Annotated in this window: 19 protein-coding genes, 1 tRNA gene and 1 pseudogene; 8 read left to right on the forward strand and 13 right to left on the reverse strand. The window is 74.3% G+C overall.

Going from position 1 to position 17,611, the window contains the following annotated elements; all coding sequences use genetic code 11:
* Positions 1-67: 67 nt before the first annotated feature.
* The 5 genes from ACGFSC_RS26200 to ACGFSC_RS26220 all read right to left on the reverse strand — a co-directional run bounded on the left by ACGFSC_RS26200 (position 68) and on the right by ACGFSC_RS26220 (position 3,856).
* Positions 68-1,114, reverse strand: coding sequence for an RNA ligase family protein (locus ACGFSC_RS26200; RefSeq protein WP_359913603.1), 1,047 nt, complete (start codon positions 1,112-1,114; stop codon positions 68-70).
* A 110-nt stretch (positions 1,115-1,224) separates the two neighbouring features.
* A complete protein-coding gene (gene aroA / locus ACGFSC_RS26205) occupies positions 1,225-2,472 on the reverse strand; it encodes a 3-phosphoshikimate 1-carboxyvinyltransferase (protein ID WP_359913602.1) in 1,248 nt (415 codons plus the stop codon).
* A 165-nt stretch (positions 2,473-2,637) separates the two neighbouring features.
* The gene (locus tag ACGFSC_RS26210) at positions 2,638-2,940 is read right to left on the reverse strand and encodes a hypothetical protein (protein WP_359913599.1); all 303 of its coding nucleotides are present in this window, start codon (positions 2,938-2,940) and stop codon (positions 2,638-2,640) included.
* Between the two features lie 36 nt (positions 2,941-2,976).
* Positions 2,977-3,153, reverse strand: a complete 177-nt coding sequence (locus ACGFSC_RS26215; protein WP_359913596.1) for a hypothetical protein — start codon at positions 3,151-3,153, stop codon at positions 2,977-2,979.
* 73 nt (positions 3,154-3,226) lie between these two features.
* Positions 3,227-3,856, reverse strand: coding sequence for a TetR/AcrR family transcriptional regulator (locus tag ACGFSC_RS26220; protein ID WP_359913593.1), 630 nt, complete (start codon positions 3,854-3,856; stop codon positions 3,227-3,229).
* A 201-nt stretch (positions 3,857-4,057) separates the two neighbouring features.
* Here ACGFSC_RS26220 and ACGFSC_RS26225 point away from each other — a divergent pair, with 201 nt between their 5' ends.
* The gene (locus ACGFSC_RS26225) at positions 4,058-5,488 is read left to right on the forward strand and encodes an amidase (RefSeq protein WP_359913590.1); all 1,431 of its coding nucleotides are present in this window, start codon (positions 4,058-4,060) and stop codon (positions 5,486-5,488) included.
* A gap of 103 nt (positions 5,489-5,591) precedes the next feature.
* Here the strand turns inward: ACGFSC_RS26225 and ACGFSC_RS26230 are convergent, their stop codons facing one another.
* Both ACGFSC_RS26230 and ACGFSC_RS26235 read right to left on the reverse strand, forming a co-directional pair.
* The gene (locus ACGFSC_RS26230) at positions 5,592-6,284 is read right to left on the reverse strand and encodes a response regulator (protein WP_380358134.1); all 693 of its coding nucleotides are present in this window, start codon (positions 6,282-6,284) and stop codon (positions 5,592-5,594) included.
* Positions 6,281-7,501 (reverse strand): histidine kinase, encoded by a 1,221-nt coding sequence (locus ACGFSC_RS26235; protein WP_359913584.1) that lies wholly within the window; start codon positions 7,499-7,501, stop codon positions 6,281-6,283. The genes ACGFSC_RS26230 and ACGFSC_RS26235 overlap by 4 nt, the downstream gene beginning before the upstream one ends.
* A 245-nt stretch (positions 7,502-7,746) precedes the next feature.
* On the opposite strand from ACGFSC_RS26235, the gene ACGFSC_RS26240 reads away from it, so the two are divergent.
* The 5 genes from ACGFSC_RS26240 to ACGFSC_RS26260 all read left to right on the forward strand — a co-directional run bounded on the left by ACGFSC_RS26240 (position 7,747) and on the right by ACGFSC_RS26260 (position 12,077).
* The gene (locus tag ACGFSC_RS26240; RefSeq protein ID WP_359913581.1) at positions 7,747-8,031 is read left to right on the forward strand and encodes a hypothetical protein; all 285 of its coding nucleotides are present in this window, start codon (positions 7,747-7,749) and stop codon (positions 8,029-8,031) included.
* A 367-nt stretch (positions 8,032-8,398) separates the two neighbouring features.
* Positions 8,399-9,619, forward strand: a complete 1,221-nt coding sequence (locus ACGFSC_RS26245) for a hypothetical protein (RefSeq protein ID WP_359913578.1) — start codon at positions 8,399-8,401, stop codon at positions 9,617-9,619.
* On the forward strand, positions 9,619-10,929 hold the full coding sequence (locus ACGFSC_RS26250; protein WP_359913575.1) for a hypothetical protein: 1,311 nt from the start codon (positions 9,619-9,621) through the stop codon (positions 10,927-10,929). Before ACGFSC_RS26245 ends, ACGFSC_RS26250 begins: the two co-directional genes overlap by 1 nt.
* A gap of 206 nt (positions 10,930-11,135) precedes the next feature.
* Positions 11,136-11,477 (forward strand): hypothetical protein, encoded by a 342-nt coding sequence (locus tag ACGFSC_RS26255; protein ID WP_359913572.1) that lies wholly within the window; start codon positions 11,136-11,138, stop codon positions 11,475-11,477.
* 330 nt (positions 11,478-11,807) lie between these two features.
* Positions 11,808-12,077 (forward strand): hypothetical protein, encoded by a 270-nt coding sequence (locus tag ACGFSC_RS26260; protein WP_359913571.1) that lies wholly within the window; start codon positions 11,808-11,810, stop codon positions 12,075-12,077.
* 160 nt (positions 12,078-12,237) lie between these two features.
* Here ACGFSC_RS26260 and ACGFSC_RS26265 read toward each other — a convergent pair whose 3' ends face one another.
* The 4 genes from ACGFSC_RS26265 to ACGFSC_RS26280 all read right to left on the reverse strand — a co-directional run bounded on the left by ACGFSC_RS26265 (position 12,238) and on the right by ACGFSC_RS26280 (position 15,409).
* Entirely contained in the window at positions 12,238-13,065 is an 828-nt protein-coding gene (locus ACGFSC_RS26265; RefSeq protein WP_359913569.1) for an aldo/keto reductase, read from the reverse strand.
* Positions 13,066-13,138: 73 nt separating this feature from the next.
* A tRNA-Leu gene (locus ACGFSC_RS26270) sits at positions 13,139-13,222 on the reverse strand.
* Between the two features lie 114 nt (positions 13,223-13,336).
* Positions 13,337-14,335, reverse strand: coding sequence for an alpha/beta hydrolase (locus ACGFSC_RS26275; protein WP_359913566.1), 999 nt, complete (start codon positions 14,333-14,335; stop codon positions 13,337-13,339).
* Positions 14,336-14,341: 6 nt separating this feature from the next.
* On the reverse strand, positions 14,342-15,409 hold the full coding sequence (locus tag ACGFSC_RS26280) for an alcohol dehydrogenase catalytic domain-containing protein (protein ID WP_359913563.1): 1,068 nt from the start codon (positions 15,407-15,409) through the stop codon (positions 14,342-14,344).
* A 97-nt stretch (positions 15,410-15,506) separates the two neighbouring features.
* Here ACGFSC_RS26280 and ACGFSC_RS26285 point away from each other — a divergent pair, with 97 nt between their 5' ends.
* Complete coding sequence (locus ACGFSC_RS26285) at positions 15,507-16,097, forward strand: ABATE domain-containing protein (RefSeq protein WP_359913560.1); 591 nt, start codon at positions 15,507-15,509, stop codon at positions 16,095-16,097.
* A gap of 69 nt (positions 16,098-16,166) precedes the next feature.
* Here ACGFSC_RS26285 and ACGFSC_RS26290 read toward each other — a convergent pair whose 3' ends face one another.
* Together ACGFSC_RS26290 and ACGFSC_RS26295 are read right to left on the reverse strand one after the other, a co-directional pair.
* Positions 16,167-16,310, reverse strand: coding sequence for a DUF397 domain-containing protein (locus tag ACGFSC_RS26290; RefSeq protein WP_359913615.1), 144 nt, complete (start codon positions 16,308-16,310; stop codon positions 16,167-16,169).
* The gene (locus ACGFSC_RS26295) at positions 16,267-17,214 is read right to left on the reverse strand and encodes a helix-turn-helix transcriptional regulator (protein ID WP_359913557.1); all 948 of its coding nucleotides are present in this window, start codon (positions 17,212-17,214) and stop codon (positions 16,267-16,269) included. Before ACGFSC_RS26295 ends, ACGFSC_RS26290 begins: the two co-directional genes overlap by 44 nt.
* A gap of 188 nt (positions 17,215-17,402) precedes the next feature.
* On the opposite strand from ACGFSC_RS26295, the pseudogene ACGFSC_RS26300 reads away from it, so the two are divergent.
* Positions 17,403-17,611, forward strand: a pseudogene (locus ACGFSC_RS26300) (hypothetical protein); the annotation flags it as partial.

Genomic DNA, 17,611 nt, shown 5'->3' on the forward strand with positions numbered 1-17,611 from the left:
GTGGAAGCCTCCTGGACACCGCCTGAACCCGCCCTCGACCCCGCCGCGCGCCGTCAGGCCCGCCCGCTCAGGCGCCGCGCCGGTCCTGCGCGTCGAAGGACGCCAGCGTGCGCGCGCCCGGTGCGAGCGCCCGGCGCAGTGCGGCCAGCACGTCCGCCTCCAACCCGCCCACGGCCTCGGCGAGTTCCTCCGCCACGTCCGCCGCGATCTCCTCGGCCACGGCGTCCTCGACCGTACGGGGCCCCAGTTTGCTGACGGCGGCCGCGGCCCGGGCGGGGGTGAGCAGGGCGGAGGCCTGGACGAGGAGCCAGGCCGGGACGCCGGCCGCGCCCCGGGGCGGGGGGAGGTACGGGCGGGCGCCGTCGTAGCGGTCGTCCTCGGCGAAGGCCTGCTGCTTCACCTTCACCAGCGGACGGGCCGGGCCGGACTCGTGCCACTCGCCGGCGGGTTTGAGGACGTACCCCTCGGCGAGGTTGTCCGGCAGCTCGGGCAGGCCGAACAGCGCGGGCACCCGGGTGGGGTAGCGCACCGGCAGGTCGTGCAGGGTGGTCAGGGGGCCGTGCCCGAGCAGGGGCACGCAGGTGAGCCCGGCGGACCGCGCGGCCGCGCGCAGGGTGCGGTCGGCGATCCACCGGCGGCCTTCGGCCGTCTCGACGGTGGCGTCGAAGGGCAGCCAGCGCAGGCCGGGGGCGTACCAGACGCCGGTCTGGACCGGGTCGACCCCGGGGGCGGCGGGCACCCCGGGGTGCGGGTAGCGTCCGCCGGCCAGTTCGCCGTAGATCGTCACCGCGGCGGCGCCGTCCCCGCGCACCGCGGCACCGTCCCGGGTCCCGCGCACCGCGGCGGCGAACCTGGCCGCCGCGACGGACAGTTCGGGCCAGATCCGGCTGACGCCGAAGAAGGCGTCCAGGCCCTCGTCGTCCAGCAGTTCACGCCGCTTCGCGGCCCGCACCGAGCCGCCCTCGCAGACCACCGCGAAGTGCGCCCCGTGCACCTTCTCGGCCGCGGTCCACTCCCGGCTGCCGGGCCCGCCGGAGCGGCCGCGCGCGGGGATCTTGGGGTAGGGCCGCAGCTCGGGCCCGTCTGACTCCGTCTCGAAAACCGTCTCGGACACGAACGGCATCCTCGCCGCCGGGCCCGCCGCCCGGCAACCGGGATTCCGGCGGGCAACCGGGATTCCGGCGGGCGACCGGCGGCGCCGGGGCGCCGCGCGGCCGGCGGGGGTCAGATCCCCCAGGCCGCCCGCAGCTCCGCGAAGGCCTCGTGGAACCCCGGGAAGGTCTTCCGCACGCAGCCCGGGTCGTCGAAGGTGATGCCGGGCGTGCGCAGCGAGGTGACGGCGAAGGACATCACGATCCGGTGGTCGGAGTGGGTGGTGATCTCGGCCGGGCGCGGGGTGCCGGGCCGGATCTCGATCCAGTCGTCCCCGGTGGCCACGGTGATGCCCATCGCGCGCAGGTTGTCGGCGCAGGCCTCCAGCCGGTCGCACTCCTTGACCCGGGTGTTGTGGACGTCCTCGATCCGCACCGGGCCGGTGGCGAACGGGGCGATGGCCGCGAGCGTGGGCATGGTGTCGGAGATGTCCCGCATGTTGACGGTGACTCCGCCGAGCGGGCCGTCGCCGGCCACGGTCGTGCGGTCGCCGCCGACGTCCACCCGGGCGCCCATCCGCCGCAGCACGTCCACGAACCGCAGGTCGCCCTGGAGCGCGTTCCGGCCGAGGCCCGGGACGGTGACCTCGCGGCCGGCCAGGGCGGCGGCGGCGAAGAAGTAGCTGGCGGTGGAGGCGTCCGGTTCGATCGGGTGGTCGGCGGCCCGGTAGCCGCCGGCGGGCACCTCGAACACCTCGCCGGCGGGGGTCCGTTCCCGCTTCACCTCGACCCCGAAGTCGCGCATCATCGCCAGGGTGATGCCGATGTACGGGGCGGAGACCAGCCGGGTGACGGTGATCCGCAGGCCGTCCCGGGTGAGCGGGCCGAGCAGCAGCAGCGCGGTCAGGTACTGCGAGGACTGCCCGGCGTCCAGGGTGAGTTCACCGCCGCGGACGCCGTCGGCGACGACCGTCAGCGGGTGGTGCCCCTCGGCCCCCTCGTGCCGCAGGTCCACGCCCAGCTCGCGCAGCGCCCGGGTGAGCGGGGCGACCGGGCGGCGGCGCATCTGGGCGGAGGCGTCGAAGCGGTAGGTGCCGCGGCCGGCGGCGGCGAGGGTGGGCAGGAAGCGCGCGGTGGTGGCGCCGTCCCGGCAGTACACCTCGGCGTCCGGCACGGCGGGCCCGGACGGGCGGCCCTCCACCCGCCAGGTGTCGGCCGTCCGTTCGATCCGGTACCCGAGGGTGTCCAGGCCCTGCACGAAGCCCTCGGTGTCGTCCGAGGACAGCGGGCGGCGCAGGGTGGTCACGCCCTCGGCGGCGGCGGCCAGGAACAGGGCCCGGGCGGTGATGGACTTGGATCCCGGGATCTCCACAGCGGTCACGGCAGGCTCTCCCAACACGAGTGTCCGACAGGCGTCTCCGGTGACGTCGGGCCCGATCCTGCCCCACCCGGCCGCCGCGTTCGCCGGCCTTCCACGGACTGGACGGTGACGGGGGCGACAACAGCGGGCGAAGGATCCGCGGGCGACGGATCAGCGGGCGACGGATCAGCGGCCGGGCAGGTGGCCGGGCGGCAGGGTGGCGCGCAGCCGGCGGATCGTCCGCAGGACCTCGTCCCGGTGCTTGGCCGACTTCACCCAGGCGGGCAGCCGGGCGACCAGGCTCAGCGAGCCGGGGACCGCGGTGCGTTCGCGCAGGACGGCCCCGACGTAGGACTCCAGCAGGTCGAGGTGGGCGGGGTTGTACGCCCACAGCCGCCGGCCGCAGCAGTCCGCGTCCAGCCAGAGCGGCAGTCGGAAGTACGGGTCGACGGGGCCGCCGAACGCCAGGTGGTCCGGGAAGGCGTCCACGGCGTGTCCGCAGCCGCACCTCAGCCGCAGGCGGGTCTACTCCCGGCCGCCGATCCACCGGTGCTCGCACGCGTCGCCCGGCCGCGCGAGGACGAGGGCGCAGCCGCCGCACTTCGGGCAGCGGACGAGCACTTCGTCGGCGAAGTCGTACAGCTTGGCCCCGGGGTCGGTGAACCGGCGCTGCTCCGTGGCGCCCGCCGTCCTGCCCGCCATTCCTGTCCTCCGTGCTGCCGACGGCTTGGCACGGTGATCATCTCATCGGTTCGGCGAACGGTCCGGCCTCCGGTCAGCAGCGCGCCCAGAGCCCGGCCAGGTGCGCGTGCAGGACCTCCTCCGCCTCCCCCACCGTCCGGTGCCCGACCAGGACGTGCGTGGTGAGCCCATCGGCGAGGGCGAGCAGCGCGCGGGCCTCGGTCCGTGCGACGACGGCCCCGCCCGCGGCCGCCCCGCCGATCACCGATCCGCCGACGGCCGCCCCGCCGACGGCTTCCGTGACCAGCCGCACCATCAGTTCCTCCAGCGCCGCGTAGCTGCTGCGCAGGGTCGCCGCCAGCGCCGGGTTGACGGCGGCCCCGGCGACGAAGGCGAGCCAGATCCTGGCCTCGGCCCGGTGTTCCTCGCGCAGCAGCGCCACCTCGCCCGCCACCAGCCCGAGTTCGCCGGCCGCCGACTGCGCGGGGCCGGCCGCGAGCCGGCTCCGCACCCGCTCGGTGACCCGCTCGCCGACGTGCGCGAGCGCGAACAGCAGCATCTCCTCCTTGGTGCGGAAGCAGCGCTGGACGGCTCCCATCGAGACCTCCGCCCGGGTGGCGACGTCCCGCAGGGTGACGCCCTCCAGCCCGTGCTCGTCCACCAGCAGGCAGACGGCCTCGGCGATCCGCCGGCGCCGGCCCTCGTGGTCCACCTGCTTGGGCATCCCCGGTCTCCCTCCGCGTTCCTTCGGTCCTCTTCGGTCCTCGTCGGTCACCGTCGGTCACCGCTGGGCACCGCTGGGCACTGTTGGGCACCGCTGGGCACCGTTTTATTCGATGCAAGCGTATCGGTTTCCGGACTATGGTGATTCCGTTCCGATGCGGTCGCATCGGAACCAGGCCGAGGAGAGCCGAGGAGAACTCCCATGCCCCTGTGGAGCAAGTCCGCCGTCGAACTCGCCGCCGCCGTGCGCAAGGGCGAGGTGTCGGCACTGGACGTGGTGGACGACCACCTGGCCCGGATCGCCGAGGTCAACCCGTACCTGAACGCCGTCACCCAGCTGCTCGCCGACCGGGCCCGCGCGGCCGCCCGGGAGACCGACCGCCGCCGGGCCGCGGGCGAGGAACTGGGTCCGCTCGCGGGCGTGCCGTTCACCGTGAAGGAGTGCACCCCGATCGCCGGCGTGCCGACCACCTTCGGCAGCCCGCGCTTCCGCGACCACACCGCCGCCGCCGACGCCGTCCCGGTGGCCCGGCTGCGCGCGGCCGGGGCGATCCCGATCGGCCACAGCAACCTGCCGACCCTGATCCTCGCCGGGATGCACACCCGCAGCGAGCTGTACGGCGACACCCGCAACCCGTGGGACGCGGGCCGCACCCCCGGCGGCAGCAGCGGCGGGGACGGCGTGGCGGTCGCCGCCGGCATGGCCCCGCTCGGGCTCGGCAACGACTCCGGCGGCTCGGTCCGCGTCCCCGCCTCCTTCTGCGGGGTCGCCGCCCTCAATCCGACCACCGGCCGGTTCCCCGCCGACCAGCGCCTGATCGGCCCGGACGACCCCGGCCCGGCCTCCCAGGTCCTGGTCGCCGACGGCCCGTTGGCCCGTACGGTCGCCGACCTGCGGCTCGCCTACGAGACGCTGGCGGGCACCGACCCGCGCGACCCGCGCGCCGTGCCCGTCCCGCTGTACGGGGAACCGCTCGCCGGCCCGGTCAAGGTCGCCGTCGTCGCCGATCCGGGCGGTCACGGCAGCCACGGCGGCCACGGGGTCCACCCCACCGTCCGCCGCGCCGTCGAGACCGCCGCCGACGCGCTGCGCGACGCCGGGTACGACGTCCGGGAGGTCCCCGACGTCCCGCGGATGGAGGAGGCGCTCGACGCCTACCACCGCCTCGCCGTCACCGAGTTCGCGCCGAGCTGGCCCGTCGTGCGGCAACTGCTCGGCGAGGGCGGCGACCGCTACATCGAGCTGATGATGCGCGGTGCCCGGCCCGTGGACGCCCCCGGCCTGATCCGGCTGATGAGCGTCTGGATGAGCGTCCGCCGCTCCTGGACGGAGTTCCTGCACGAGTACCCGCTGCTGCTGGGCCCGGTGTTCACCGAGCCGCCGGTCGAGCCCGGACTGGAGTCCCGGGACCAGGCGGGCCGCGACCGGGTCGACTCGGCCATGCGGCTCTGCTCGGTGACCAGCTTCGTCGGCGTGCCGGCCGTCGCCGTCCCCACCGGCCTCGCCGCGGACGGCCTGCCCACCGGCGTCCAGCTCGTCGGCCGCGCCTTCCGGGAGGACCTGTGCCTGGCCGCCGCCCAGGCCGTCGAGGACCGCCTCGGCACCCTCACCCCGATCGACCCCGTGCGGTAGCGGCCCTCTGGGCCGTCGCGGTTCCGGGGCCGTCGCGGTTCCGGGGCCATGGCGGCTCCGGGGCCGCGCCGCCCTGGGGCCGTGCCCCCGCCCGCCCCGCCGGCTACGCCCCCGGCAGCCCCGGCACCACCAGCCCGCTCTCGTACGCGATCACCACCGCGTGGGTCCGGTTCTGCGCGCCGAGCTTGCCCAGCACGTTCCCCACGTGCGTCTTGACGGTCTCCTGGCTGACGGCGAGCGCCTGCGCGATCTCCGGGTTGGACAGTCCGGTCGCCATCAGCCGCAGCACGCCCTCCTCCCGCCCGGTCAGCGCCGCCCGGGGCAGCGCCTCGGCCGAGTCCAGCGGCCGGGCCGCGACCATCCGGCTCAGCGCGGCGGGGAACAGCACCGCCTCCCCCGCCGCCGCTACCCGCACCGCCTCGGCGATCTGCGGGACGGGCCGCCGCTTCAGCACGAAGCCGCTGGCGCCGGCGCTCAGCGCGGCGGTGACGTAGGCGTCGTTCTCGAAGGTGGTGATCACCACGACCTTGGGCGGGTCGGCGTGCTCCCGCAGCAGTTCGCGGGTGGCGTCGATGCCGTTGCGGCGCGGCATCCGCACGTCCATCAGCACCACGTCCGGCCGCAGCAGCCGGGCCTGCTCGACCGCCTCGACGCCGTCGGCGGCCTTCCCGACCACCGTGATGCCGGGCTGGGCGCCGAGCAGGGTGCCCAGGCCGCTGCGGGTGAGGGGGTCGTCGTCGGCGATCAGGACGGTGACGTCGGACGGCGCGCCCGCGTCGGGGCCGGCGCCGCTCACGCCGACCACCGCATCGGCAGCCGGACCGCCAGCCGCCACTGCCCCTCGCCGTCCGGGCCGGCCTCGAACTCGCCGTGCAGCAGCCGCACCCGCTCGGCCAGCCCGGGCAGGCCGTGCCCGGAGGTCGGGAAGCCGCTGGCGCCCGGTCCGCCGGCCGCGCCCGCCGTCCCGTTGACCACGGTCAGCTCCAGTTCCTCCGGTCCCGCCGTCACCCGCAGCTCGATCGGCCCGCCGTTGCCGTGCCGCAGCGCGTTGGTCAGCCCTTCCTGGACGATCCGGTAGGCGGCCCGGGAGAGGGTGCCCTGCACCTGCGCGAGGTCCCCCGTGGTCCGCGGTGCCACGACGGCGCCCGCGTGCCGCAGCCGGTCGATCAGCTCGGGCAGGTCGGCGAGGGTGCGGGTCGGGGCGGTGCCGGTCTGCTCCTCGCGCAGTGCGCCGAGCACGTAGTCGAGGTCCTCCAGCGCGGCCCGGGTCGATTCCTCGATGCTGCGCATGGCGGCCCGCGCCGCCGCCGGGTCGTCGGCGAGCACCTCGCCCGCGACGGCCGCCTGGATGGTGGCGGCGGTCAGGGTGTGCCCGATGGAGTCGTGCAACTCGTGGGCCAGCCGGTTGCGTTCGGCCATCAGCCGCTCCCGCTCGGCGGCCAGGGCGAGCCGCTCGGCGGGCGAGGGTCCGAGCAGTCGCGGCGCCAGCCACCGCAGTGCCCCCGACGCCCCGGCGAGCAGCATTGCCCCGAGGACCAGACTGAGCGCCCCGATGACCCACGACCAGACCCCGGTCACGTCCGCGCCCCAGCCGAAGAGGCTGACCCGGGCCGAGCCCTCCACCCATCGTCCCGGCAGCGTCATCCCCATCACGAGGAACGTGCTGCCGCCGATCAGCACCGTCCACCCGAGCGCCACGTGCGCCACCACGAACGCCGGCGTCCGCCAGCGCTCCGCCGCGGCCCCCTTCACCGGGGTGGGCACCGCGACGCCCAGCAGTCGCCGCGCGCCCGCCGCCAGCACCCGGCGCACCGCTCGGGGCAGCCCGGCCACCGCGAGCAGCACCGCCCACAGCGGCAGTGCCAGCCAGACCGTGTCCGGCCGCCCGGACACCCCGAGCGTCATCCCGAGCGCCACCATCGCCACCGGCAGCCCGGCCAGCGCTCCGAGTACCGCGAACAGCACCCCCGTGTAGGTCGACCTGCGCAGCAGCAACCGCATTCCCTTGATCATGTTCGCCAGTATCACCGGCCTCCTCGCCCCCGCCCTCCCCCGATCGAGGGAGGAGCTCCGGCGGCCTCCCCCGGCGACCCGTCGGGGGCACATCGGCGGTCGCCGGGGGGTCGGTGGGGGTCTGCCAGGGGTCGGCGGGGGGTCGGCGGGGGCCGCCGCGAACTCGGCCGGATCGCGACCACCCGTTCGCGTGAATACGGGTCGAAGCCGCCGCCAGGCCGCCGGAGTTCCAGACCATCGCATGAATGACGATCAATCAAAAGCTCTTCCGACAAGGCCTTTTGGCGACCGCTTCCACTGTCGCGGCACTGGCTGCGACGGCCGCCCAGGCCGCACCCGTCCAGCGGGACGACGGCCCGCACCGCTACAGGGTGTCCATCCGGAGCGCCGGGGCCTGGGCGCTGCCCGCCGGCCTGACCTCCTTCACGGTGTACGCCCGGGGACCCGGCGGCGGCTCGTCCGGCCGGGACGGTCGGCCCGGTGGCGGCGGCACCGAGGGCGACGACGGCCCGCCGGTCGCCGCCCGGTAGCGCAACCCGCGCACCGAGGAGGGCGGGGAGCAACACGCCCCCCGCCACTCTCGGCTCCCCCGCCGCCCTCGGCGCACCCCGGCCGGCGACGCGCGCCGGGAGGGCCGCCCGGGCGCCCGCCGCCCGGGCACCCGCCACAGCCGTCCGACATCGCACGAGACCGCCCCAAACCGTTCGGAACCGATCCGCCGCCACCCCGCGGACGCGCCCAAAAGGGGTGTGATTCCGGCCGATTCGGCGATCGCCCTGCCAACGAACCGACCGTGGATGAGACTTGGCCGTCGGACCGGGAACCCGACCGACCCGAATCCGACGGAGCATCAACTCTCTTGATCCACTTGATCGTTGACACGACAGGAGTTTCCGGATGGCCGGTTCCCCCACCCTTCGCAGAGCCGCCCCGGCCGCCGCCGCGGCGGCCGTCGCCCTGCTGCTCGGCCCGGTGCCCACGGCCGCGGCGGCCGACCCGGGCGCACCGGTGCCGACCCCGTACCTGCTGCCGCTGCCCGCGAACGCCGCCCCGCTCAGCTCGGTGTACGGCCTGAACGACGCGGGCGACATCCTCGGCGAGACCTACCTGAACATCCCCAACCAGTTCGCCCCGCGCGCGCTCCGCTGGAACGCCCACCGGTCCGGCGTCACCACCCTGGAGCCGCTGCCCGGCGAGGTCGCCACCCGCCCGGGCTCCCTGAACGCGTCGGGCGTCGCGGTCGGGGTCTCCTTCGCCACGCTGACCGACAACCACCCGGTCCGCTGGGCGGTGGACGACACCCCGACCGCGCTGGAGCTGCCGGCCGGGGCCCGCGGCGGCAGCGCGTCCAGGATCAACAACGCCGGTGTGGTGATCGGCGGCTGGTACGACTCCGGCTACCGGTCCAAGCCCTTGAAGTGGCAGGCCGACGGCACCCGGGTCGACCTGCCGCTGCTGCCCGGCGACGACACCGGCTCCGCCTCGTTCATCAACGACGCGGGCTTCGTCATCGGCTGGTCCTCGGGGTCCGTCGGCGGCGAGTCCCGGACCCGGACGGTGATCTGGAGCCCGGCGGGCGACGTGACGGCGCTCCCGCTCCCCCCGGGGATCGACGCGGCCGGGGTCGTCCGGATCACCAACGACGGCGTGATCCTCGGCCAAGGACGGCGCGCGGGAGGCACCGAGTTCGACCGGGTGGTGGCCTGGGACGCGAACGGCACCGCCCGGGACGTCGCCCACGGCCGGCTGAGCTCCGTCAACAACGCGAACACCGTCGTCGGAACGACGTTCGGTGCCGACCGCTCCGAGCACGCCGCGCGCTGGACCCTGGACGGCACGCTGACGCTGCTCGACGACCCGGCGGGCCGGCAGGCCTGGGCGAGCACGATCAACGCCGCGGGCACGACCGTCGGTTTCGCGGAGGGTCCGACCCCGTACCGCCGCACGCCGGTGCTGTGGCGGCCCGACGGCACTGCCGTGCCGCTCCCGCCGTCCCCGCTCAGCCCCTACGCCCAGGCGCTGTTCGTCAACGAATCCGGGGTGATCGCCGGGGATGCCACCTGGTACGACGCGCCGAACGCGCAGGACCTCCCGCGCGCGATGATCTGGAAGCCCTGATGGCCGCGGCCCGCCTCCACCTCGACCTCGACCTCGACAGGACGGACGCGACGGGAGTCCGGACGACCGGCTCGCGCCCCGCGCGCCCCGCGGCCCTCGCCGCCGCGGCGGCCCTCGTCGCCACCGCCGCGTCCGCCGCCCTGCTGCTCGGCCCGGTGCCCACGGCCACGGCAGCCGCTCCGGCCACTCCGGCCACTCCGCTGCCGGCCCCGCGGTTCCTTCCCGAACCGCCGGGCACCGCCTACAGCCTGGCGCGGGGCCTGAGCCGCGACGGCGCCGTCGTCGGCGAGTACTACTCGGACGTCTCCGGCCAGTTCACGCCGCGCGCCGTCCGCTGGCATCCCGACCATCTCGGCTACACCGTCCTGGCGCCGCTGACCGGCGACCTGTCCAGCCGCCCGGCGGGGCTCAACGGCACGGGCACCGTGGTCGGGGCCTCCTACCGGACGATGTCCGACAACCATCCGGTCCGCTGGGCCCCGGACGGGACCGCCACGGCGCTGGCGCTGCCGGCCGGTGTCCGCGGCGGCAGCGCGTCCTCGGTCAACGACGCCGGCGTGGTGGCCGGCGGCTCGTACGACGACACGTACCGGTCCAAGCCCCTGAAGTGGCAGGCCGACGGCACCAGGGTGGATCTGCCGCTGCTGCCCGGCGACACCGCGGGCTCGACCGCCGCCGTCACCAACGCGGGCGTCGTCGCCGGCACCTCCGAGCGGAGCCTCGGCGACGGCCGCTCCCAGGAGACCCCGGTGCTCTGGAGCCCGGCGGGCGCCGTGTCCGCGCTCCCGCTGCCGCCGGGCCTCGACGGGGCCCGGGTGGACGGGATGACCGACGACGGCGTGGTGCTCGGTCACGGGCGGCGCACCGGAGGCACGGAGTTCGACCGGGTGCTGGTGTGGACGCCCGGCGGCGCCGTCCGCGACGCCGGCTACGGTCGGACGAGGGCCGTCAACAGCGCGGGCACCGTGGTCGGGGCGACGTTCGACGCCCACCGCTCCGCCTTCGCCGCCCGCTGGAACTCGGACGGTACGCAGACCCTGCTCGGCGGCCCGGCGGGCCGGCAGAGCGAGGCGATGGCGGTCAACGGCGCGGGAACCGCCGTCGGCGAGGCGCAGGGCCCGGACTGGAACCGCACCACGGCCCTGCTGTGGCGGCCCGACGGCACGGTCGTGCCGCTCCCGCCGTCCCCGCTCAGCCCGTACGCCCAGGCGCTGTTCGTCAACGACGCCGGGGTGGTCGCCGGGAACGCCGTCGCGCTCGACGCGGCCGGCGAGCCGGTCGCGGCCCACGTGATCGCCTGGAGGTCCTGACGGTTCGACGGCGGACGGCCGTCCGGTCCTCGGACCGGGCGGCCGTCCTCAACCGCGCCTCGGTGCCGGCGGGCCTGCGCCTGCTCCGCCCGAACGATCCCTCAATACGATCACCCGATCGGCCATTTCCGCAGGTCGCAGCGGCGCGTCTGACGAACCGTTAGGCCTGTTCGGATGGCGGCGCCGATTGCGGGGGGTGGCGGGGCATGGCTGTCTGGTTCTGGCAGGGCCGACCGGCGCTGCCGACTGTTACCCCGTACTCCCTGGAGGAGACCATCATGCGTGCCCTCAAGCGTGTCCTGGCCGTCAGCGCCCTCACCGTCCCGCTCGTGATCGGCGCCGCCGGCCTGGCCTCGGCCCACGGCAGCATCGACGCGAACTACGGCAAGGGCTTCTTCACCGCCAACGAGAACGGCGCCGGCCTCGCGGCCGTCGAGTCCCACGTCGGCCCCGACGGCGTCGAGCACGCCGACTTCTGGATCTGGGCCGACGACAACGGCGTCACCGGCTCGTTCACCGGCTCCGGCGCCACCGCCCACGAAGGCTGACGAACCCTGCACGATCGGACGTACGGGGCGGCCCCGGGACAGGGCCGCCGCTGATCCGGATCCTGGAACGACGAAACGGCCGGTCGACCGCGAGGTCGACCGGCCGTTCTCATGGGCCCGCCCGGAGAGCGCCTGCTCCGCCCGAACGATCCTTCAATACGATCACCCGGTCGGCCATTTCCGCAGGTCGGAGCGGCGAGCCTGACGCATCGTCAGGCCCGTTCGGATGGCGGCGCCGATTGCGGGGGCCGGCGGGGCATGGCTGTCTGGTTCCGGCAGGGCCGACCGGCACTGCCACCTGTTGTCCCGTGCTCCCTGGAGGAGACCATCATGCGTGCCCTCAAGCGTGTCCTGGCCGTCAGCGCCCTCACCGTCCCGCTCGTGATCGGCGCCGCCGGCCTGGCCTCGGCCCAGGAAGGCCTGGACGCGAGCTGGGGAAGCGGCCAGTTCATCGTCAACCAGTACGGCGCCGGTGTCGCGGCCGCCGAGTCCTCGGTCAGCCCCGAGAGCATCTCGCACTCCGACTTCTGGATCTGGGCCGACGACAACGGCGTCTCCGGCTCGTTCACCGGCTCCGGCGCCACCTTCCAGGAGGGCTGACGAACCCCGACCCACCGGGGGTGCGGGCTCCAGGCCGGGCCTGATCCGGTCCCCGGAATGACGAAACGGCCGGTCGACCGCGAGGTCGACCGGCCGTTCAGCTGTTCTCCCCGGCCGGGCCGCCGCGACCCGGTTCCATCCGGACGAACTCGCCTGTGGGCTAAGGAAGTCGAGGGCCCGAAGGAGGGCCGGGGCGCCGGTGCCGATCCTGGTTCGCGGCCACCGCAGCCGCTGCGGTCGCCGCGGCCACCGCCGAGGCGAATGCCGTGGCGTTCGCCTCAAGATGGCCGACCTGCGTGGCGCCGGTCAGGACGACCGCGCGCCGGAAGGCCGCCGTGTGGAAGGCGAAGGGGTTGCCGGCGCCGGCGAGCGCACCGGACGCCATCGGCCGGTTGAGCAGGGGCAGGTGCGAACGCCCGGCCTCGCCGTACGCGGCGGCGAAGCCGGCGTTGGCGGGGTTCGCCGGGAACTGGACGGTGTCGAAGACGTCGACGGCGAGCGCCGCCCGCAGGGCCTCCTCGGAGGAGACGCTGACGCCGACCGCTCCCACCTCCCCGGAGGCCCGCAGGCCCTCGAACCAGGCGAGGAGGCGCTCGTCCCGCAGGTCCTCGACCGCGCACTTGTGGAGTTGCAGGAGGTCGACGCGCCCCAGCAGCCGGCGGGACCGTTCGAAGCTCGTCTCCAGGGCTCCGGGCGAGTGGTCCGGACGGGCACCCTCCGGGGCCGGCCAGGTCTCGCCGCACTTGGTGGCGATCACCAGGTCGTCGCGTCGGCCGGCGGGCAGGTCCGCGAGGTACTCGCCGAGCACCGCCTCGCTCCGGCCGTACGCGGCGGCCGTGTCGAAGAAGCGGATGCCCAGGTCGATCGCCCGGTCCAACAGGGCCCGGGCCTGTTCGGGGGGACGGACCGCAGAGTCCGGGGCGGGCCAGGGACGGCCGATGCCGATCAGGCCGAGCCCGAGTTCGACTCCTCGGATCCGGTCGCCCATCGCCCTGTCCACCACTTACGCCTCCGGACGACAAAACGGCCGGTCGATCCGAAGATCAACCGGCCGTTCGCTGTGCGCGAGGGGGGAGTTGAACCCCCACGCCCTTTCGGGCACTGGAACCTGAATCCAGCGCGTCTGCCTATTCCGCCACCCGCGCATCTGGGTGATGAGGAAAACTATAGACCATCTGGTGGGGTGCCCCCGACCACCCCGGGGCGAACGGGCGGGAGCCGCCCCGCACGCGGGGGTGCGGGGCGGCGGCCGGGGCGGGCTACGGCCTCGGGGCCCGGAGGTGGCGGGCGAGGTAGCCGGTCCAGGTCCGCTGGAAGCTCTCCGCGAGCTGCGACTCGGGGGCGAACAGGTCGAAGGCGTGGTATGCGCCGGGGTACAGGTGGAGTTCGACCGGGACGCCGTGGGCCCGCAGGCGCATGGCGTAGTCGAGGTCCTCGTCGCGGAAGCAGTCCAGTTCGCCGACCGCAATGAAGGCGGGCGGCAGCCCGGCGAGGTCCTCCGCGCGGGCGGGGGCGGCGTACGGGCAGACCTCGTCGGTTCCGGCGCGGTCGCCGAGGACCGCCTGCCAGGCGAGGCGGTTGGTGGCGCGGTCCCAGATGCCGATGTCGGTGATCTCGCGGCTGGACGCGGTCCGGTCGCGGTCGTCGAGCATGGGGTACATCAGCGCCTGGAACAGCGGCGCCGGGCCGCCGCGGTCGCGGACCAGCAGGGCGGTGGCCGCCGCGACTCCTCCGCCGCCGCTCTGGCCGGCGATGCCGATCCGGGCGCCGTCCAGGCCGAGCGCGGGCGCTTCGCGGACGAGCCACCGGTGGGCGGTGTAGCCGTCCTCGGCGGCGCCGGGGGCGGGGGTCTCGGGGGCGAGCCGGTAGTCGACGGCGGCGACGGCGCAGCCGAGCCGCGCGGCCAGCTGCTTGAGCCAGGGGTCGTCCTGGGCGGCGAAGCCGAGCACCTGCCCGCCGCCGTGGAACCAGAGCAGCACCGGCAGCGGGCCGGTGGCGGTGGTGGGCCGCAGCAGGCGGACCGGCACGTCCGGGCCGCCGTCCGGCCGAACAGCGCGGTGTTCCTCCACCGTGACGGACGGCTCGTCGGGCGTGGCGGCGGCGACGGCCGCGGCGAAGGAGCGGAGGGTCTCGCGGGTCGCGGCGATGTCGGTGAGGTCGAAGGCGCCGTGGGGGGTCATCGGGACGGCGTCGAGGGCCCGGCGCAGTTCCGGGTCCATCAGCAGGCGGGGGGCGGGCCCGGTGGTGTCCGTTGCCATGGCCGCTCAGCCCCGGAACTCGTCGATGACGACCACACCGGTCGGCCCGTACGTCTCCAGGGACTCCAGCACCGAGCCCGCCTCGTGGAGGCCGACGGTGCGGGTGACGATCCTGCCGGGGTTGAGGCGGCCGGCCTCGATCATGTTGAGCATCGTGCCGAACCGCTGCCCCTGCATGCCGAAGGCACCGAGGATCTCCAGCTCCTTGACCATCATGACGTCGATCGGCAGCGGGACGTCGCCCCGCTCGGCGCCGGTGGTGTGCCCGAGTTGGAGGTGGCGGCCGCGGGTGCGCAGGGAGAGCACGGAGTTCCGGCAGGCCTCGGCGATCCCGACGGCGTCGACGGACACGTGGGCGCCGCCCCGGGTGAGGGTCCTGACGGCCTCGGTCGGCTCGTCCACGGCCGCGTTGACGGTGTGGACGGCGCCGAGGGCGCGCGCGGCGTCCAGCTTCTCCTCACTGATGTCGATCGCGATGACGTTGGCGCCGGTCGCGGCGGCGATCTCCACCGTGGACAGCCCCATGCCGCCGCCGGCCCCGTACACCGCGACCCACTCGCCGCCGCGCACCCGGGCCTGGTCGACGACGCCGTGGAAGGCGGTCATGTAGCGGCAGGCGAGGGCGGCGACATCGACGAAGCCGACGGTGTCGGGGACCCGGACCAGGTTGACGTCGGCGAAGCGGACCATGACGTACTCGGCGAAGGCGCCCCAGTAGGACACCCCGGGCACGAGGGAGTCCACGTGCTCGCACACGTGCTGGTTGCCGCTGCGGCACATCTCGCAGGACCCCTCGCCGGGGTTCATCGGGAAGATGACGCGGTCGCCGTCCCGCCAGTCGCGGACGTCCCGGCCGACCTCCACGACGGTGCCGGCGAACTCGTGGCCGAGCACGAACGGGGGCTGGACCTGCGGCCCGCCGGTCCAGAAGTCCCCGGCCCACAGGGCCCAGTCGGTGCGGCAGATGCCATTGGCGCCGACGCGCACGATCGCGCCGTCCGGCGGGCAGACGGGGTCGGGCACCTCGCGGACGACGAGGGGCTTGTGGAGTTCTTCGATGACTGCGGCGCGCATGGACGCGACCTCCTTGGTAAATGTCCACCGGTTGAAGCGGTGGACTTGGAAGCTATGCGGAGGCGAGGAGTCGTGTCAACCGCATAGAGTGGTGGACATGAGCGATGGGGACGGCCGACGAGAAGGGCGCCAGCGCGCCAGGACCGACTTCCGGTTCGACGACGCACGACTGTGCTTCGCCTTCGCCGGCACACTGGCCGACCGCGGCAAGGACGTGCAGGTGGAACGGCTCGCCGGGCCGGAGGACCTGAGCCGGTGGGGCGTGGAGAGCGGCTGCACGACGGTGGCGCCGAGCTGCAGCGGGGACGAACTGGAGGGAGCGCGGCGGCTGCGCGAGGCGATCCAGCGGATCGGCGTCGCACTGGCGGAGGGGACGGCGGCTGATCACGAGGACGTCGCGGTGATCAACAGGGCAGCGGCAGAACCGACTTCGGTGCCCGCGCTCTCGGCGGATGCGGAGTCCGTGCGCTGGGACGGGGACGGCGTGGCGGCGGTGCTGTCGATGGTCGCGCGGGACCTGATCGAACTCTGCGGATCGGAGCAGCGGACGCGCGTCCGCATCTGCGGAAACCCGGACTGCGGAACGCCGTTCGTGGACACGTCCCGGGCGGGCGCGAGGCGCTGGTGCTCGATGAAGACCTGCGGCGCACTGGTGAAGAAGCGGGCCTACCGGGCGAAAGCGAAGTAGCCGGGGCAGGAGACGCAGCGGGGCGGGGCACCGGTCGGCGCCCCGCCCCGAGGGGTGTGGAGGGGTGGATCAGCCCTCGATCGGCAACTCACCGGCCCGGACGGCATTGATGAACGAGCCCCACGAGGAGTCGGGGAAGACGAGGGCCGGTCCCTGCGGGTCCTTGGAGTCACGCACCGGAACGAGGCCGGGGAATCCGGGGGCTACCTCGATGCAGTTGCCGCCGTTGTCGCCGCTGTAGCTGCTCTTCCGCCAAGCGGTCGCGGCGAGCTCGTTGCTCATCATCCTTGAAACCCTCCAGCGCTTCGGCAATCAACCGAAGCGAGTCGAACTCTGACAGACATTCGGCGCGGAGCTGATCATAGCGACGCTGGTGCTTGGCCACGACGTCGGAATCGTCGCTCAGGTGCCCCCGATCGAGGCTCTCCGAGTACACCGAGCGCCGCCCATCCGGCAGCTCCAGCAACACCATAGCCGCGTTGAAGACGACTCGACGGGCCGAGAACGGCGCCACCTGAAGGACGATGTTCGGGAGCTGCGCCACTCGCAGCAGGTGTTCCATCTGGCTTCTCATCACATCCGGTCCACCCACGACCGTTCGGATCGCGCTCTCGTCGAGAATGACGAGCAGCAACGGCCCATCAGGTTCGAGAAAGCGACTCTGCCGACTGAGTCGGGCCCTGGTCAGCTCCTCAATTTCCTCCGGCTTGCCAGCCGCAATGCCACTGGCGAACAGCGCCTGCGCATACGTTCTGCACTGCAGCAGGCCGTACATCATGCTGTCCTGGTACGCGCGCAGCCCGATGGCGATGGACTCCTGGTCCGCGTAGTCCTGGAACCAATCCGGGTGCTCGATCGAGGCGTTCCAGTCGACCCGCCCGTACAGGCGCATGAGCAGGTCGCCGGTGTTCAGCAGTTGCCCGAGCTCCTCGACCTCCTCGACCGAGGGCTTCCGCCGCCCGCTCTCCGTCCGCGAGATCACCGTCCGGTCGAGATGGAGCAGCTTGCCCAGCTCCTCCTGGGTGAGGCACGCCAACTCGCGCGCGTAGCGGACCTCTTCGCCGAACATGATCGCGGAGCTCGCCGTCGGTCCGCGCTTGATCTTCCGGTGTGCCATCACTGCTCCCAGCTGTGCGTCACGTGCTCAACACGTGGATATGGGCGTCACCGTACTCCCACGGGCCGATCATTGATACCGGAACGCAATCATCTGCATGCGCAGCGTGAATGCGTGCGCTCTTGTCGCACTCCCCCCTCCGCCCCCTCCGAGGTACCCCCATGCTCAAAACGCACCGTCGCCCCCGCATGTTCGTCGCGCGCCTCGACTCCCGTATCGAGTCCACGCCGCTGGCCCGGTACTTGCTCCGGGCCTACCTCTCCGCCCTCCCCGCCGGAGACCGGTACTCGGACACCGCCGAGCTGTTGCTCGGCGAGTTGTTCGCCAACGCCGTCCAGCACTCCGACGCCCCCGACGACTGTCACATCGAGGTCCGCTTCACCGTCACCGGCTCCCG

This window comes from Kitasatospora sp. NPDC048715 (genome assembly GCF_043198905.1).
GTDB lineage: Bacteria > Actinomycetota > Actinomycetes > Streptomycetales > Streptomycetaceae > Kitasatospora > Kitasatospora lactacystinica.

Bases quoted from the DNA above. Each gene is read 5' to 3' on its own strand.
- ACGFSC_RS26260 (WP_359913571.1), top strand. From the start codon at position 11,808: ATGCGTGCCCTCAAGCGTGTCCTGGCCGTCAGCGCCCTCACCGTCCCG.
- ACGFSC_RS26225 (WP_359913590.1), top strand. From the start codon at position 4,058: ATGCCCCTGTGGAGCAAGTCCGCCGTCGAACTCGCCGCCGCCGTGCGC.
- ACGFSC_RS26275 (WP_359913566.1), bottom strand. From the start codon at position 14,335: ATGGCAACGGACACCACCGGGCCCGCCCCCCGCCTGCTGATGGACCCG.
- ACGFSC_RS26215 (WP_359913596.1), bottom strand. From the start codon at position 3,153: ATGGCGGGCAGGACGGCGGGCGCCACGGAGCAGCGCCGGTTCACCGAC.
- ACGFSC_RS26255 (WP_359913572.1), top strand. From the start codon at position 11,136: ATGGCTGTCTGGTTCTGGCAGGGCCGACCGGCGCTGCCGACTGTTACC.
- ACGFSC_RS26295 (WP_359913557.1), bottom strand. From the start codon at position 17,214: ATGGCACACCGGAAGATCAAGCGCGGACCGACGGCGAGCTCCGCGATC.
- ACGFSC_RS26280 (WP_359913563.1), bottom strand. From the start codon at position 15,409: ATGCGCGCCGCAGTCATCGAAGAACTCCACAAGCCCCTCGTCGTCCGC.
- ACGFSC_RS26250 (WP_359913575.1), top strand. From the start codon at position 9,619: ATGGCCGCGGCCCGCCTCCACCTCGACCTCGACCTCGACAGGACGGAC.
- ACGFSC_RS26240 (WP_359913581.1), top strand. From the start codon at position 7,747: ATGACGATCAATCAAAAGCTCTTCCGACAAGGCCTTTTGGCGACCGCT.
- ACGFSC_RS26245 (WP_359913578.1), top strand. From the start codon at position 8,399: ATGGCCGGTTCCCCCACCCTTCGCAGAGCCGCCCCGGCCGCCGCCGCG.
- ACGFSC_RS26220 (WP_359913593.1), bottom strand. From the start codon at position 3,856: ATGCCCAAGCAGGTGGACCACGAGGGCCGGCGCCGGCGGATCGCCGAG.
- ACGFSC_RS26265 (WP_359913569.1), bottom strand. From the start codon at position 13,065: ATGGGCGACCGGATCCGAGGAGTCGAACTCGGGCTCGGCCTGATCGGC.
- ACGFSC_RS26285 (WP_359913560.1), top strand. From the start codon at position 15,507: ATGAGCGATGGGGACGGCCGACGAGAAGGGCGCCAGCGCGCCAGGACC.
- ACGFSC_RS26235 (WP_359913584.1), bottom strand. From the start codon at position 7,501: ATGATCAAGGGAATGCGGTTGCTGCTGCGCAGGTCGACCTACACGGGG.